Here is a 14703-nt window from a genome sequence, read left to right on the forward strand (position 1 = left end):
CCGGCGTTCCGCGGTCGTGCCGTCGCGGCTCAGGGCATCGGGAAGGAGCGGCTGACCGGCGAGGTGACGGCCACCGGCTCCAGCGGCACGACCGACAGGACGGCCGACCCGCCCCGGCCCGCCGTGGACACGACGCCTCCGCGCAGCGCGCCGGCCCCGCTGCCGCGGCGCACCCAGACGGCGCTCGCGTCCTCGAGGTCGACGTCGGTGGAGCGCTCGGAGAGCAGGTCCACCGTCCGGGTCCGCTCCTCCCCGTCGACGACGAGGGTGACGTCGGCGGTGCTCGCGCCGCCGGTGCTCACCAGGTGCAGGGTCCGCGACACCTTCGGGGTGTCCGGCAGGGCGAGCCCGGCGACCTCGGTGACGACGGGGGCGGACACCGACCAGGCGAGGTCGCCGCGGGACTCGGGGTCGCCGACGGTGCTCAGCGTGGCGGCGACGACCGGCACGTCGGCCCGGACGACGGCGGTGTAGACGCCGTCGGGGACGTCGGGCAGCCGCAGCTCGCCGACGCCCTCCGCGGGCACGGTGAGCACGGTGTCCTCGGTCGTCGCGACCGGGCCCTTGGGCCCGAGCAGGGTGACGCTGGCGACGGCCTCGTCCTCCCCCGGCGCGGCGACCCGCAGCGTCGTGCGGCCGGAGACGACCGTCGCCGGGACGACCTGGACGGTGCCCGGCGCGGCGGTGGGGACGACGGTCTCGGCCCCGAGCGGGGTGCTGCCGTCGAGCCAGGTGTCGGTGAGCGTGGCGTGCAGCCCGCCGCCGTCGGCGACGACGTGGACCACGGGCATGGCCTCGGTCCCGGCGACGGCGTCGAGCAGGAGGGTCGTGCGGCCGCCCGCGGGGACGGTCTGGGCCTGCGGCGGCGCGACCGACCCGGCGCCGCCGAGGACGGTGACGGTGGCGGTGACGGGGTTGCCGCCGGGGTTGGCGAGGACGAGCCGCTCCTGGCGGCCGGGTCCGTCCCCGCCGCCGACGAGCCACAGGTCGGACGACGCGGGCAGGCACGGGGTGGTGACGAGCCCGCGCAGGTCGGAGGAGGTGCGCAGCCACTCCTGGGTCGCGGTGACCGCCGGGGCGAGGGCGCCGTCGGCGGTGAGGAGGACGGGGCCGGTGTCGGGCAGGTCCTCCTCGACGGCGTCGGGGCGCGCGGTGAGCTCGGCCAGGGTGCCGTCGTCGCCGACGAGCCGGGCCCGGCCGGCGCCGTCGGCGGGCACCGGCAGGAGGTCCTCGGGGCCGGTGACGGCCTCGACGCGGCCGTCGACCCGCCGGTCGTCGACGCCGGGGATGCCGCTGAGCTCGGTGCCGGGGCACATGGCCGCGACGCTCGTGGCCAGGCTCGTCCGGGCGACGGGGGCCGCGGCGCTGCCGCTGGCGGCGGCGAGGTCGAGCGCGCCGGGCACCGTCGTGGCGGCCCACACCAGACCCGCCGCGGCGCCGGCGCCGGCGACCACCCGCGTGGCGCCGGGCAGGGCGGGACGCAGCGCCCGCAGGCCGCGGCGCGCGGTGTCGACGGCGCGGCTCATCGCCGCACCACCCGGGACTCGCGGCGGCCGAACGGGACGGCGAGGAAGGCGAGGAGGACGAGCCCGATGACCTGGCCCAGGTGCCACCAGCGCTGCGGGTCGGTGACCTCGATGCTCAGCCGGACGGTGCCGCGGGGCAACGGGTACGTGGGCGAGTCGGCGTCGGCCACCGGCGTGAGCACCCGGCCGTCGGCGCGGACGACGGCGTGCTCGGTCCAGCCCTGCGGCTGCGCGACGACGAGCCGGGCCCGCCGCGGCACCTCGAGGGTGGTCTCGGTGGCGGCGTTGAGGCCGGTGGTCTCGACGAGCGAGGTGCTGCCGCGGGTCTCCATCCGCAGCCGCGGCGGGGCGACGAGGGCCTGGGCGCGCTCCTGTACCGGGCTGAGCCGCCAGAGGCGCCAGCCGTCACGGGGCGAGATGCCCTGGAGGCCGTCGGTGGCGTCGAGGCGGCGCACGACCTCGGGCACCTGGACGCCGCGGACGGCGAGCAGGTCGGCGGCGGTGGCGTCGACGAGGGCGGAGCTGCCCGGGGCGGCGGCGAGCAGGTCGGTGACCTGCCCGGCGACGGCGGTGTCGGCGGCGCCGGGCACCGGGAAGGCCCGGACGAGCTCGGCGTCCTCGCGGCCGACGAACCGGTAGGCGGCGCCGGAGGTGCCGGGGACGACGAAGAGCGACCGGGTGGCGAAGGCGCCGGAGGCCTGGTCGACCGAGACCGCCGGCCGCGGGTCGCGCCACGGCGTGAGCGAGGAGCCGAGGGTGGCGAGGACCGCCCCGGCGGCGAGCGCCGCGACCGAGGCGGCCGCCAGCCCGGTGCCACTACGGACGGCGAGGAGGCGGACGCGGCCGCGGGAAGCGACGGGCAGCGCGTCGAGGCCGTGGACCAGCGCGAGGACGAGGACGAGGACGACCGGCAGCAGCAGCGTGCCCGCCCAGGGGGTGATGGCGGCGCCGGCGGGCTCGGCGCCCGAGGGCACGGTGCCGAGCCGCACCCGGGGCGCGAGGAGGGCGACGGCGAGCAGCACGGGCAGGAGGAGGGCGAGCGTCGTGGGCGCGCCCCGCCAGCGACGCCGGCCGGCCAGGGCCGCGACGCCCGCGACGACGAGCGGCGCGGAGGTCCAGAAGGGCGGCGTGCCGGTGCCGCCGGGGTCGAGGAGGGCGAGGCGCCAGGGCTCCGGGACCTCGCCGCCCCACTGGGCGAGCCCCACCCCGGCGACGAGCGCGGGCCAGCCGGCGGGGACCTGGGTGAGCAGCCACGGGGCGAGCAGCGCGGCGGGCACGAGCGCGGCGATGAGGGCGTGGACCGTGACGCCGCGCCGGACGACCGCCAGGACGAGCGCGGCGAGCACGGCCGGGGCAGCGAACACCGGCGCGAAGGCGCCGAGCACGGTGACGGCCAGGGCCGTCGCGAAGGCGGTGGTGGCGGTGGCCCGCCGGTTGGCGAGCAGCCACAGCCCCGCCCCGACGCCCGGCAGCAGCAGGGCGGCGACGACGGCGCCGAGCCGGCCCTGGGCGACCGCGCCGACGACCGGCGCCGAGCAGGCCCAGGCCACGGCGCCGAGGGTGCGCACCCAGCGACCGCGGGCCGCGACCCGCAGCGCGAGGTAGGCCGAGAACGCGGCCATCGGCATCGCGAGCAGGACGAGGACGCCGACGACGAGCCCGCCGGGCGAGACGGGCTGCGGCAGCAGCGGGACGTGGTCGACGAGCCAGGCGGGGGCGGCGAGCAGCACCGACGACGGGCCGGCGGGGTCCGGTCCGCCGAGCCCCGGGCCGGACCAGCCGTCGCGCCAGGCGTGCCACAGCGCCGCGGCGTCGGCCCGGGCGCCGACGAGCTCGCCGCCGGTGAGCCCGCCGGACAGGCCGGTGACGACGCCGAGCCCGAGCGAGCGGCCGGCGGCGACCGCCACGGCGAGGGTGGCGGCGACGGCGACGACCCCCGGGTGCCGGACGACCTTGACGACCCACGAGCGCGGGTTGAGGTCCGCCGACGCGTCGCCGATGGGCGGCTGCGGCGGGACGAGGGCGTGGTGCACCGCGTCGCCCCAGCCGGTGAGCACGGCCCGGCGCGGCTCGAAGAGCATCGCGAGGTCGCGGCGGCGGACCTCGGGCCGGTTGCGGGTGCGCCAGCGGGCGCTCGCGCCGCGCACCGGGTCCAGGGAGGTGAGGGCGGTGAGCTCGGCCCAGGCCGCCCGCGGCCGCTTGAGCAGCAGCAGGCCGAGCGCGGCGAGCACGGAGGTGACGGCGACCCAGGCGGCGAGGAACGGCGCGGACCACCACGGCGCCCGGGCCAGGGCCACCCGGCGGGCCGAGCGGCGGCGCCCGGCGCTCGTCGCGGTGGCGACGGCGACGCCGGGCTCGGAGCGCACCCGCGAGGACGGGACGACGACGACGCGCCGGCCGCTCAGCTGGGCGCGCCAGCCGAGGTCGAGGTCGGCGCCGACGTCGCCGAAGCTCGTCTCCCAGCCGCGCAGCCCGAGGAGGAGGTCGCGTTCGACGAGGGAGCCGGCGAAGGGGACGGCGAGGACGTCGGTCGTCGCGTCGTACTGGCCCTGGTCGGGCTCGCCGGGCAGCGGCCGCGACAGCAGCCGCCCGCCGCGGGTGGTGCGGATGGACAGGGCGCGTAGCCGGTTCGGCAGCTGGGCGTCGACGTGCTTGGGCCCGACGAGACCGGTGGAGGGCGAGCGGCGCCAGGCGTCGACGAGCCGGACCAGGGCGGTCGGCTCGGGCGCGGTGCCGACCGGGAGGAACCACAGCAGCGACGGGGCGTCCTCGGGCGCCGGCCGGGACTTCACGACCCGGTAGGCGGCGGTCCGGGCGGTGAGCCGGGGGTCGACGGCCACGACCTCGACCGGGACCCGGTGCCGCTCGGCGACGACGGCCACGAGGTCGGCCAGCGTCGGCCCGGGCGTGCCGTCGGGTCCCGGTCTCGTGCTGCCGTCGCTGCGGTCGACGACGAGGACCTCGTCGGGCAGCAGCGACTGCGCGAGGGCGGCGTCGAGCGTCTCGGCGGCGCCGGCGGGGTCGCGGCGGCTGACGAGCACCGCGGTGACGACCGGGGGCCGGGCCCCGGCGACGGCGGCCGCGGCGGCGTCCTCGGGGCGCGAGGGGGCCAGCGTCATGGACGGCGGGGCGGCGCGGAGGGCCGGGCCCTCAGACCGCGCGCTTCTTCAGCTTGCGCCGCTCGCGCTCGGACAGCCCGCCCCAGATGCCGAAGCGCTCGTCGTTGGAGAGCGCGTACTCGAGGCACTCCGAGCGCACCTCGCACGAGACGCACACCTTCTTCGCCTCGCGGGTGGACCCGCCCTTCTCGGGGAAGAACGCCTCCGGGTCGGTCTGCGCGCAGAGGGAGCGCTCCTGCCAGGACAGCGCACCCTCCTCCGGCTCGACGTCCCCGAGCAGTCCCTCGACCAGATACAGCTCCTGCATGGTGCCTCCTCGACCCTCGACCCTCGTCCCCCGGGCGGTCCCTCCGGAGTACATGCATGGAATTACACGCGTGTCATGCCGCGCTCGTCAAGCCGTTCGGTGTTATCGGTCCGATTTCTCCGTGTCGGTGGTCTGTGGTACGGACTCGGCCGCGGACCCCGCGGAGGTCGGGCCCGGCCCGGGGTCGCCCGGCCGGCCCCCCGGACGGCGGCCGGTGTCGGTCCACCGTGTGCCGCGCGGCCCGGCCGGGCTGACAGACTGGCGGACATGCGCATCACGGCCATCGCCGGGGGTGTCGGCGGCGCCCGCTTCGTCCGCGGGCTCCGGCACCACCTGGACACCACCCCGGGCCTCGCCGACGCCGAGGTCACCGTCGTCGCCAACACCGGCGACGACATCACCCTCTTCGGGCTGCGGGTCTGCCCGGACGTCGACACCCTCCTCTACACCCTCGGCGGCGGGGTCGAGGAGAGCCAGGGCTGGGGCCGGTCCGACGAGGGCCACCGGGTGCAGGAGGAGCTCGCCGCGTACGGCGTCGCGCCGCAGTGGTTCGGCCTCGGCGACCGCGACATCGGCACCCACGTCGCCCGGTCGCTGTGGCTCTCGCAGGGGCTCACGCCCTCCGAGGTGACCGCCCGGCTCGCACGGCGCTGGGGGCTCCCGGACCGCCGCATCCGGCTGCTGCCGATGACCGACACCCCGGTCGAGACGCACGTCGTCGTCGACGACGAGGACGGCGGCGAGCGCGCGATCCACTTCCAGGAGTGGTGGGTCCGGCACCAGGCGTCGCTGCCCGCCCGCCGCTTCGTCGTCGCCGGGCTGGACCGGGCGGCCGCGGCGCCGGGCGTCCTCGACGCCATCCGGCAGGCCGACGTCGTCCTCCTGCCGCCGAGCAACCCGGTCGTCTCCATCGGCATCGTCCTCGGCGTCCCCGGGGTCCGCGACGCGCTGCGCGGGACGGCGGCGCCGGTCGTCGGGGTCTCGCCGCTCATCTCCGGCCGCCCCGTGCGTGGGCACGCCGACGCCTGCCTCGCGGCCATCGGGGTCGAGTCGACCGCGGCGGCCGTCGGCGGGCTCTACGAGGACTTCCTCGACGCCTGGCTCGTCGACCCCGCGGACGCCGGCACCGTCTTGGCCCGGGCGCGGGTCGAGCCGTTCGACGGTCCGCTGCTCATGTCCGACGTCCCCGCCACCGGCCGTATCGCGGCGCACGCCCTGCGGCTCGCGACCGCCGTCGCCGCGTGAGCGCAGCCGCCTCCCGGGTCGAGGTGCACGCCCTGACCGGCGTGCCCGAGGTGCGGACGGGCGACGACCTCGCGCGGCTGCTGCTGGCCGCGCTGGCCTCGTCCGAGTCGGCCCTCTCCCCCGGCGACTGCCTCGTCGTGTCGAGCAAGGTCGTCTCCAAGGCGCGCGGTCTCACCTGGGACGGTGACCGAGCGTCGGCGGTCGAGGCGCACACCCGGCGGGTCGTCGCCGAGCGCGTGGGGACGACCGGCGCGGTGACCCGGGTCGTCGAGTCCGTCGCCGGGCCGGTCATGGCCGCCGCCGGGGTCGACGCGTCGAACACCGGCCCCGACGACGCCGTGCTGCTGCTGCCCGAGGACCCCGACGCCGAGGCGGCGGCACTGCGCGCGGCGCTCCTGCGCGCTGCGGACCTGCCCGAGGACACGCCGCTCGGGGTCGTGCTGTCCGACACCGCCGGGCGTCCGTGGCGGGCGGGCCTCACCGACTTCGCGCTCGGCGCCGCCGGGATGGTCGTGCTCGACGACCTGCGCGGCGGGGTCGACCACGACGGCCGGCCGCTGCTCGTCACCGCGCGGGCCGTCGCCGACGAGGTCGCCGCGGCCGCCGACCTCGTCAAGGGCAAGGCCGACGGCGTGCCGGCCGCGCTCGTCCGCGGGCTGCCGGCGTCCTGGTTCGCGGTCGGCCCCGAGGACGACGCCGGGGCCGCGGCGCTGGTCCGGCTCGGGCCGGGCGACTGGTTCGCCACGGGGCACGTCGAGGCGTTACGGGCGGCCCTCGGGGTGGCGCCGGGGTCGGCGGCGTCGGACGAGGTCGGCGTGCGCTCCGTCGTGCCGGAGCCGCTCGGGGTGCGGGTCGGGCGGGTCGTCGCCCTCGCACTGCACGGGGTCCCGGACGGCTCGGCCGACGTCGCCGTGGACGCCGACGGCGCCGACGTCGGCCTGGCCGCGCCGGACGGCTACGACCTCGGGCGGCTCGTCGTCCGGCTGGAGGTGGCGGCGGCGTCCGAGGACCTCATGGCCGACGTCGCCTCGCGGACCGGGTCGGGCGTCACGGTGCGGCTCACGAGCCTGCCGACTCCTGGGCCCTGAACGCGGCCGCGACCGCCTCGCCCATCGTCCAGACGCGGTCCGGCGGCGGTGCCTGCACTCGGGGGACCTGCGCGCCGTAACGCCAGGTGATGCGGCGTGCGGCGGCGGGGTCGTCGGTCTCGATCGCCAGCACCCGGGCGTCGTCGCCGACGGTCCACGTCGTCGTCGTCGTGGGCCTCGTCGGGTTGGCGATCTCCAGCGTGAGCCACGGTCCGGAGCTCCCCCGGCCCCAGGCCGCCTGGTCGAGCACGACGCGCAGCCGGGTACGGCCGCCCTCGCGGCCGAGCACCTCGACGGGTGCGCCGGGGGCCAGCTCGAAGAGGTCGGGCACCCAGGCCAGCCTGGTGGCGATGCCGCGCACGGTCTCGTCGGCGAGGGCGTCCTCGCGCACCCAGCGGTCGGCCGGGACGAGCCCGTGGAAGATGTCGCCCGCGCGCAGGTACACCGCGTCGGGAGTGATGACGGAGACGACCTGCGCCTCGCCCGGGCGATCCTCGTCCGGGCCGAGGGTGGCCACCCACCGCTCGCCCCCGACCGTCGAGGAGCGGACGCCCGGCCCGTCCGCGCTCCCCGTCGGGTCCTTCCACGACGCCTCCCAGGACCCGTCGCGCCGCGCGGCGGCGTCGAGGACGCCGGCCGCGTCCTTGAACGGCACGCTGGTCCCGACCGGCGCCTCGGTGAGCAGCGACGGGCTCAGGTCAGGCCCGCCGTCGCCGGCCTCGCCCCCGGACGGCGTGGGCGACGCCGACGAACAGCCCGCCAGAGCCAGCACGGCCACCGAGCACAGCACAGTGATCCCCAACCCCCGGTTCATGCGCCGAGGCTAACCCGCGCCGGCCGTCCCCCGCAGTCCCTCCGCTCACTCCCCCCAGCCCCTCACCCCTGTTCCCGCGCAGCCGAACACCCGTCGCAGCCCCTCCGCTCACTCCCCCCAGCCCCTCACCCCTGTTCCCGCGCAGCCCCTCATCCCTGTTCCCGCGCAGCCGAACACCCGTCGCAGCCCCTCCGCCCCAGGTCCCCGTCCCCGTCCCACGGCGCACATGCCGTCCGTCCCACGGCGCACATGCCGTCCGCCCCACGTTGCCGCCCCGTCGCCCCTTCCCGCCCCGCCGCACTTTCTCGCCTGATCCCGGAACCTTGGGGTTCGCGCACCTTCGGAACCCCGGCGAACCCGAACCTTCCGGGATCAGGCGAGAAAGTTGCGGGCGTCGGCGGGGGTCGAGCGGCTTGCGAAGCCCGGCGAACCCGAACCTTGCGGGATCAGGCGAGAAAGTTGCGGGCGTCGGCGGGGTCGCGCGGCCTCTGAAGCCCGGCGAACCCGAAACTTGCGGGATCAGGCGAGAAAGGTGCGACGGGGTCAGCGGCCGCGGGTCGGCAGGTGGGTGGGGGTCGACATGCGCGGGCCGCGGCGGGGACGGTGGTGGCCGCCGAGCTCGAGCAGCCGCTGGACCCGGTAGCGGTGCCCGCGCCACGGCTCGAGCAGCTCCGCGAGGGCGTCGTCGTCCTGCGGGGTGCCGGTGAGCGCCCAGGTCATGTCTTTGGCGACGTGGTAGTCGCCGAAGCTCACCTCGTCGGGCAGGCCGAGCGCCCGCTGCGCGACCTCGGCCCAGGTCCACCGCCCGACCCCGGGGACCGCCGTGAGCCGGGCCCGGGCGGCGTCGGCGGGCATGGCGGCGCACTCCTCGAGCCGTCCCGCGTAGCGCACGACGGCCGACACGGTCCGCGAGCGCCCCGGGTCGACGCCGGCCGCCAGCCACTCCCACGACGGCACGGCGGCCCAGCCGGCGGGCGTCGGGGGCACGGCGAGCCCGAGCTCGGGCCCCGGGCCGGGGGCGGGCTCGCCGAAGCGCCGGACGAGCCGGCGGTACCCCGCGAACGCCTCCTTGCCGGTGACCTTCTGCTCGATGACCGACGCCACGAGGTTCTGCACGACGAGGCCGGACCGCGGGACCCGCCACCCCGGCCGCCGGCGCCACTCCTCGCGCACCAGCGGGTGCAGGTCGGCGTCGAACCCGGAGCAGTCGTCCTCCTCGCCGAGCAGGGCCGGCACCTGGTCGAGCATCCAGGACGCGCCGCCGCCCCAGGCCTGCGCCCGTACCTCGTGACCGTGGCCCCCGGGGGCCGACAGCCGCAGCGTCACCGGACCGTCCGGGGTGCGCCAGCCGAACCACCAGCCGGCATCGTCGCGTCGGCTCGTGGGGTCGCCGGCGCCGCGCCGGAAGATCGACACGACCGCGCCCACGGGGACCGGACGCGAGGCACGGACCACGCGCACCGCCCCGTCCGCGGTCACCGCCGGGTCACCCCACGTGCCGGGGGGCCACCCGCAGCGGCGGCCCGGCGGGCGCCGCCCGGCCCTTGAACGCGACCCAGACGTAGGTCGGCACGAGCGGCAGGCCGGCCGCCAGCACCCGCTCGGGCACCCGCGCCGCCCACGCCGGGACGTTGTCCCCGGCGGCGAACGCCTCGGGGTCGGCGAGCACCGGCAGCGTGTAGTCCCAGACGTCGTAGTGGGCGAACAGCCGCCGCAGCCCGGCCGGCGTGTAGTAGCGCTCGTAGTACTCGCTGCCGCGCCGGGTGAGGCGCATGTAGCGGTCGGCGGCCGGCCGCGGCAGCCAGGACAGGAACGGGAGCCGGTGGTGCGGCTCGACCACCTGCCAGCGGTGCCCGACGCCGAGGTAGAGCAGCCCGCCCGGCCGCAGCACCCGGTGGATGTCGGCGACGACGGCCTCGGGGTCGACGACGTGCTCGTAGATGTGGTTGAGGACCGCGACGTCGACCGAGCCGTCCTCGAAGGGCAGGTCCTCCCCGCGGGCCAGCCGGAAGTCGACGCGCTCACCGAAGCGGGCGCGCGCCTTCGCCAGCCCCGGCTCGTCGATGTCGACCCCGCTCGTGCGGGCGCCGGCCAGGGCGAGCTCGTCGGCGATGAACCCCGCGGAGCACCCGACGTCGACCGCCGTCAGGCCGCCGAGGTCCGCCACCCCGAGGGCGTGCCGGACGACGGCGACGATCTTCGCCGCCTTCTGCCGGCGCCCCTCCTCGTCGAGCATCTTCGCCATCGACTCGGAGTAGGCCAGCTGCTCGTCCCGCTGCCGTTCGCTCACCCTGGCGATCCTAGGAGGTGGTGCCGACGGCCCCAGGCCCAGCCGCCGCCGGCGACGAGCAGGTCGGCGACGACCGCGAGGAAGCGGGCGACGACGACGACCGCCGTGGCCGCCGACAACGGCATGAAGGTGACGAGCAGCAGGGCCAGCACGCCGTCGCGCACACCCACCCCGGCGGGCACGAGGACGGACAGCTGCCCGGCGGCGGACGCCAGGGCGAACCCGCACACGCCGGCGACGACGAGGTCGGCGAGCGAGGCGTCCGGCTGCAGGTCGCGGACGAGGACGGCCACGCCCGCCCCGGCCGAGACCCAGGCGAGGGTGAACCAGGCGCAGGTGACGCCGATCGCCCGGCCGCCGAGCCGGTGCTCCAGCGGCTCGCGGCGCAGCACCCGCAGGCCGCGGGCGACGATGCCGTTGAGCAGCGGCGGCCACAGCAGCACCGCCCCGAGCACGAGCGCGGCGACGACGACCCACGCGGTGACCGGGGAGCTGCCGCGGGCCAGCAGCCGGGGCAGGGCGACGACCCCGAGCAGGCTGCCGCAGAGGATGGCCAGCCCGATGGACAGCAGCCCGGTGACGGCCATCCGCCGCCGCGGCACCTGGAGCCGGGCCCCCATCTCGGCCTGCGCGAGGACGGTCCACACCGACCCCGGCACGTACTTGCCCAGCTGCCCGACGAAGAACACCGATGCCGCGGGGGCCAGGTGCAGCGTCGTCCCGAGGTCGGCGAGCAGCACCCGCCAGCCGACGAGCGTGAACACCGGCGCACCGCAGGTGAGCACCAGCGCGAGGACGACGACCGGCCACGACATCCGCCCGAGCTCGGCCGACACCTCGCCCCAGTTGCGGGCCAGCGCCCACACGACGGCGGCCAGCACGAGGACGAGCAGCCCGTAGCGGACGGCGACGAGCGCGCGGCCCCGGGTCACGGCAGGCTCACTTCCGGCGGAAGGTCAGCCGCAGGACGGCGTACGCCGGCGAGTCGCCGCCGCCGAAGGTCGAGCGGGCCTCGCGCAGCCTCGACAGCAGCTCGCCGTCGACGTCGCCGACGAGCGCGAGACCGAGGTCGTCGGCGCGGGCCAGGACGGCCCGGACGTCGGCCGGCCGGACGGCGAACTCGGGGTCGTCGTCGCCGACGGGCACGGTGACGAGGAGCAGGCCGCCGGAGCGCAGCGCCCACGAGGCCTGCCCGACGACGTGGTCGACGTCGGCCGCGGTGCAGCCGCCGGGGTGCAGACGGGCGACGACGTCGAGGCTCGCGGTGTCGACGTCGAGGACCTCGATGGCGGCGCGCCGGCCGGTGAGCTCGAGCTCGACCGGGGCGAAGCCGAGTGCGCGTGCCCAGCGGGAGAACGGGCTGCCGCTGCCGGACTCGTCGACGACGACGCCCGAGCGCGTCGGGTCGTCGAGCACCCGCACGAGCGAGGCCACCGCCCCGAGCGCCGCCCACGCGGCCACCGGGTCCTTGGCCCGGGGCAGCCCGAGGTCGCGGGCGACGTCGGCGGCGGCCAGGGCCTGGGCGTCGACGCTGAGCACGTCGGTGGCGCGGACCTCGTCGGGGACGTCGCCGGGCGCGAGCTCGAGCACGGGGCGGCGCCTGGCCCGCAGGCCGGCGACGGTGGCCCGTACCCGGGCGACCCGCCCGAGCGGCAGCGACGCGGTGGGGTCGACGTGCTCCTCGACGACGGCCGGCTGCGCGGCGAGCGCCTCGACCGCCCCGACGTAGTCGAGCCACGGGCCGGCGAGGTCGGGCTCGCGGACCTCGGCGGCGAGGGCGGCGACGGCGCCCGGCTCGGCCAGGCGGCGCAGCGCGCCGACGAGCGCGGCCCGGTCCGAGGGCGCGACGAGCAGGCCGTCGACGCCGTCGCGGACCTGCCGCGGGAAGGTGCCGACCGCGCCGGCGAGCACCGGCAGGCCGTGCCGCCGGGCCAGCAGGACGTTCTGCGAGGCCGTCGCCGAGCGGTAGGGCAGCGCGAGGACGTCGTGGCGGGCCATGAGCCCGGCGATCCGGTCGGCCGGGACGTAGCCGCCGTGCACCTCGACCCGGCCGGCCAGCCGGGGGTCGGCCGCGAGCTCGCGCACCCGCCGGCCGGCGTCGCCCCAGAGCTCGCCGGCGACGGTGAGGGTGAGGCCGTCGACGTCGCGCAGGGCGTCGAGCAGCAGGTCGACGCCCTTGTAGTCGCGCACGATGCCGAGCGACAGCAGCCGCACGGGGCCGTCGTGCTCGGGGCGGGGCTCGCGCGGGCCGCCGGGCAGGTGCGGCGGCAGGTCGACCTCGCGGACCCGCTGGGCGCCGACCTCGGTGGCCACCCGGGCCTGGGCGTCGGAGTGGACGATCACGGCGTCGGCGCGCCCGAGGAGTGCGCCGACGAGGCGGCGGTCGCCCGGGTGCGGCTCGTGCGGCAGGACGTTGTGGGCGACGACGACGACCCGCGGCCCGGCGCCTCCCGCCCCGGCCGCCCGCAGCAGCGCCAGGTGCGCCGGGACGACGGCGGGCACGACGTGGACGACGACGACGACGTCGACGTCACGCAGGCGGCGGCCGGCGCGCACCCAGGTGTCGGGGCGGGCCCAGGACAGCACCCGGATCGTCCGCGGGAACGGGTCGACGTCCGGGGCGCCGCCGGGGACGGCCTGCTCCCCGGGATAGAGGACGGCCGGGTAGAGGTGGCTCCAGGAGACGAGCGTGACGTCGTGGCCGGCGTCGGCCAGCTCGTGCGCGAGGGTCGTCGTGTGCGCCGCCACCCCGCCCTTGAACGGGTGCGTCGGGCCGACGAGCGCGACCCGCAGCGTCGCGTCGCCACCCGGTGCCGGGGCGCCCGGGCCGCCGCCCGCGCCGGGGCCGCCCGGGGCGTCAGACACCGTCGCGGGACCGGACGACGAGGTCGGAGAGCAGCGCGAGCGAGGCGATCATGATGCCGCTGACGACGAGCAGCACCGTGCTCGCGGGGAAGTAGAACGGGTGGCGGACCATGTCGACGACGGCCTTGACGAAGCCGATGGCGATCATCCACAGCGCCGGCGGCATGAGCACCTTGAGCGGCTCGAAGTACATGACCATCCGCAGCACCTGGAGGATGTAGCGGTAGGCGTCGCTGACGAAGTGGAACTTGCTGACGCCGGCGCGCTTGGCGTAGCTCGTCTCGACGTACTTGATGTCGTGCTGGTTGGACAGGAACGCGATGGTGATCGTCGTGACGCAGGAGAACCCGGCCGGCAGCAGGCGCAGGTAGGGCAGCGAGACCTCGCGTCGGAAGGCGCGCAGGCCGGAGTTGAGGTCCGGGATGCGGGTCTTGGTCAGCCACTCGGCGATCTTGCGGATGAGCCACTTCGCCGGCACCCGGGCCCACTTGTGGGTGCCCTCCTCCGTGGTGCGCGCGCCGACGACCTGGTCGTAGGTGATGTCGTCGCGCAGGATCCGCACGAGCTCGGGGATGCGCTCGTTCTCGTAGGTCATGTCGGCGTCGGTCCACACGACGATCTCGCCGCGCGACTGCTGGGTCCCGATCCGCCGGGCGGTCCCCGAGCCGCCGTTGCGCCGGAACGGCAGCACCCGCACGTGCGGGTAGGCGACCTGGGCGTCGCGCAGCACCTCGAGGGTGTCGTCGGTGCTCGCGTCGTCGATGCACAGCAGCTCGTAGGTGAGCTCGGACTCCTCGAGGACCCGCGAGATCCGGTCGATCTCCTTGAGCACGTGGGCGCCCTCGTTGTAGCAGGGCAGGACGACGGTCACGTACGGCGCCGGGCCGGGGCCGTCGGGGCCGTCCTCGATGACGTAGCCGGCGCTGGTCCGGGTCGTCTCCGCCCGGGGTGTGGCGGACGGGTCGTCGCCGCGGCCGGCCATCTCCCCGCGGCGCACCTCGACCGGGCGCGGCGCCTCGGGGCCGGGGCCGGTCGCGGGTGTCGTCGACGACGGTGCCGATGCGGCCGGTCCCGAGGTGCCGATGGTCGGGGCGGCCGGTGCCGAGGCGCCGTGGGTGGGCGCGTCGGCAGCCGGAAGGACCTCGAGGCGCTCGGTGACCGGGGCGGTGCCGCCGTCGGCGGCCGGGCCGGACGCGTCACGGGTGGGGAGGTGCTCGGTGCGGGCGGAGTGGAGCGCGTCGTGGTCCGGCTGCCCCGAGGGGTCGGACGCGCGCGGCTCGGGGTGCTCGTTCATCGCTGGCGAGCCTACCGGCGGGCCGGCCACCCTCCGCGCGGCGCACTCGGTGCCCGTTCCGCACGGCCTCCCCACCCCGTCGGACCCTGTCGCAGATGGCCTATCCACCCCGTCGGCCCCTGTCGTAAATGGCCTCCCCACCCCCTCGGCCCACG

General features: G+C 77.5%; 11 protein-coding genes. 2 read left to right on the plus strand and 9 right to left on the minus strand.

The window, feature by feature from the left end; translation table 11 throughout:
* Window positions 1-29: 29 nt before the first annotated feature.
* Genes EPD83_RS07975 through EPD83_RS07985 form a run of 3 tightly spaced genes read right to left on the minus strand, consistent with a single transcriptional unit; the run spans window position 30 to window position 4952 of the window.
* Window positions 30-1526, minus strand: coding sequence for a DUF5719 family protein (locus tag EPD83_RS07975; RefSeq protein WP_128367175.1), 1497 nt, complete (start codon window positions 1524-1526; stop codon window positions 30-32).
* On the minus strand, window positions 1523-4645 hold the full coding sequence (locus EPD83_RS07980) for a glycosyltransferase (RefSeq protein ID WP_165566435.1): 3123 nt from the start codon (window positions 4643-4645) through the stop codon (window positions 1523-1525). The genes EPD83_RS07975 and EPD83_RS07980 overlap by 4 nt, the downstream gene beginning before the upstream one ends.
* Window positions 4646-4676: 31 nt before the next feature.
* Window positions 4677-4952 (minus strand): WhiB family transcriptional regulator, encoded by a 276-nt coding sequence (locus EPD83_RS07985; RefSeq protein WP_128368524.1) that lies wholly within the window; start codon window positions 4950-4952, stop codon window positions 4677-4679.
* Between the two features lie 267 nt (window positions 4953-5219).
* On the opposite strand from EPD83_RS07985, the gene cofD reads away from it, so the two are divergent.
* Together cofD and EPD83_RS07995 are read left to right on the plus strand one after the other, a co-directional pair.
* Window positions 5220-6197: a 2-phospho-L-lactate transferase gene (cofD, locus tag EPD83_RS07990; RefSeq protein WP_165566436.1), complete on the plus strand. Its 978-nt coding sequence runs from the start codon at window positions 5220-5222 to the stop codon at window positions 6195-6197.
* Window positions 6194-7285 (plus strand): coenzyme F420-0:L-glutamate ligase, encoded by a 1092-nt coding sequence (locus EPD83_RS07995; protein ID WP_165566437.1) that lies wholly within the window; start codon window positions 6194-6196, stop codon window positions 7283-7285. Before cofD ends, EPD83_RS07995 begins: the two co-directional genes overlap by 4 nt.
* On the opposite strand, the gene EPD83_RS08000 is transcribed toward EPD83_RS07995, so the two are convergent.
* From EPD83_RS08000 to EPD83_RS08025, 6 genes are all read right to left on the minus strand, one after another.
* Window positions 7257-8099, minus strand: a complete 843-nt coding sequence (locus tag EPD83_RS08000) for a hypothetical protein (protein ID WP_128367382.1) — start codon at window positions 8097-8099, stop codon at window positions 7257-7259. The genes EPD83_RS07995 and EPD83_RS08000 overlap by 29 nt on opposite strands.
* A 543-nt stretch (window positions 8100-8642) precedes the next feature.
* Window positions 8643-9527, minus strand: coding sequence for a DNA-3-methyladenine glycosylase family protein (locus EPD83_RS08005; protein ID WP_235950407.1), 885 nt, complete (start codon window positions 9525-9527; stop codon window positions 8643-8645).
* 58 nt (window positions 9528-9585) lie between these two features.
* The gene (locus EPD83_RS08010) at window positions 9586-10389 is read right to left on the minus strand and encodes a class I SAM-dependent methyltransferase (RefSeq protein WP_235950408.1); all 804 of its coding nucleotides are present in this window, start codon (window positions 10387-10389) and stop codon (window positions 9586-9588) included.
* Window positions 10386-11321: a lysylphosphatidylglycerol synthase domain-containing protein gene (locus tag EPD83_RS08015; protein ID WP_128367384.1), complete on the minus strand. Its 936-nt coding sequence runs from the start codon at window positions 11319-11321 to the stop codon at window positions 10386-10388. The genes EPD83_RS08010 and EPD83_RS08015 overlap by 4 nt, the downstream gene beginning before the upstream one ends.
* 7 nt (window positions 11322-11328) lie before the next feature.
* Complete coding sequence (locus EPD83_RS08020; protein ID WP_205859463.1) at window positions 11329-13254, minus strand: glycosyltransferase family 4 protein; 1926 nt, start codon at window positions 13252-13254, stop codon at window positions 11329-11331.
* Window positions 13247-14548 carry a glycosyltransferase gene (locus tag EPD83_RS08025; protein WP_235950409.1) on the minus strand — a complete coding sequence of 434 codons (1302 nt, stop codon included), beginning with the start codon at window positions 14546-14548 and terminating at the stop codon, window positions 13247-13249. The genes EPD83_RS08020 and EPD83_RS08025 overlap by 8 nt, the downstream gene beginning before the upstream one ends.
* Window positions 14549-14703: the final 155 nt, after the last annotated feature.

It is taken from the genome of Phycicoccus flavus (genome assembly GCF_004025965.2).
GTDB lineage: Bacteria > Actinomycetota > Actinomycetes > Actinomycetales > Dermatophilaceae > Phycicoccus > Phycicoccus flavus.

Coding starts and splice junctions, on each gene's coding strand:
- EPD83_RS08025 (WP_235950409.1), bottom strand. CDS start 14,548: ATGAACGAGCACCCCGAGCCGCGCGCGTCCGACCCCTCGGGGCAGCCG.
- EPD83_RS07985 (WP_128368524.1), bottom strand. CDS start 4,952: ATGCAGGAGCTGTATCTGGTCGAGGGACTGCTCGGGGACGTCGAGCCG.
- EPD83_RS07975 (WP_128367175.1), bottom strand. CDS start 1,526: ATGAGCCGCGCCGTCGACACCGCGCGCCGCGGCCTGCGGGCGCTGCGT.
- cofD (WP_165566436.1), top strand. CDS start 5,220: ATGCGCATCACGGCCATCGCCGGGGGTGTCGGCGGCGCCCGCTTCGTC.
- EPD83_RS07980 (WP_165566435.1), bottom strand. CDS start 4,645: ATGACGCTGGCCCCCTCGCGCCCCGAGGACGCCGCCGCGGCCGCCGTC.
- EPD83_RS08000 (WP_128367382.1), bottom strand. CDS start 8,099: ATGAACCGGGGGTTGGGGATCACTGTGCTGTGCTCGGTGGCCGTGCTG.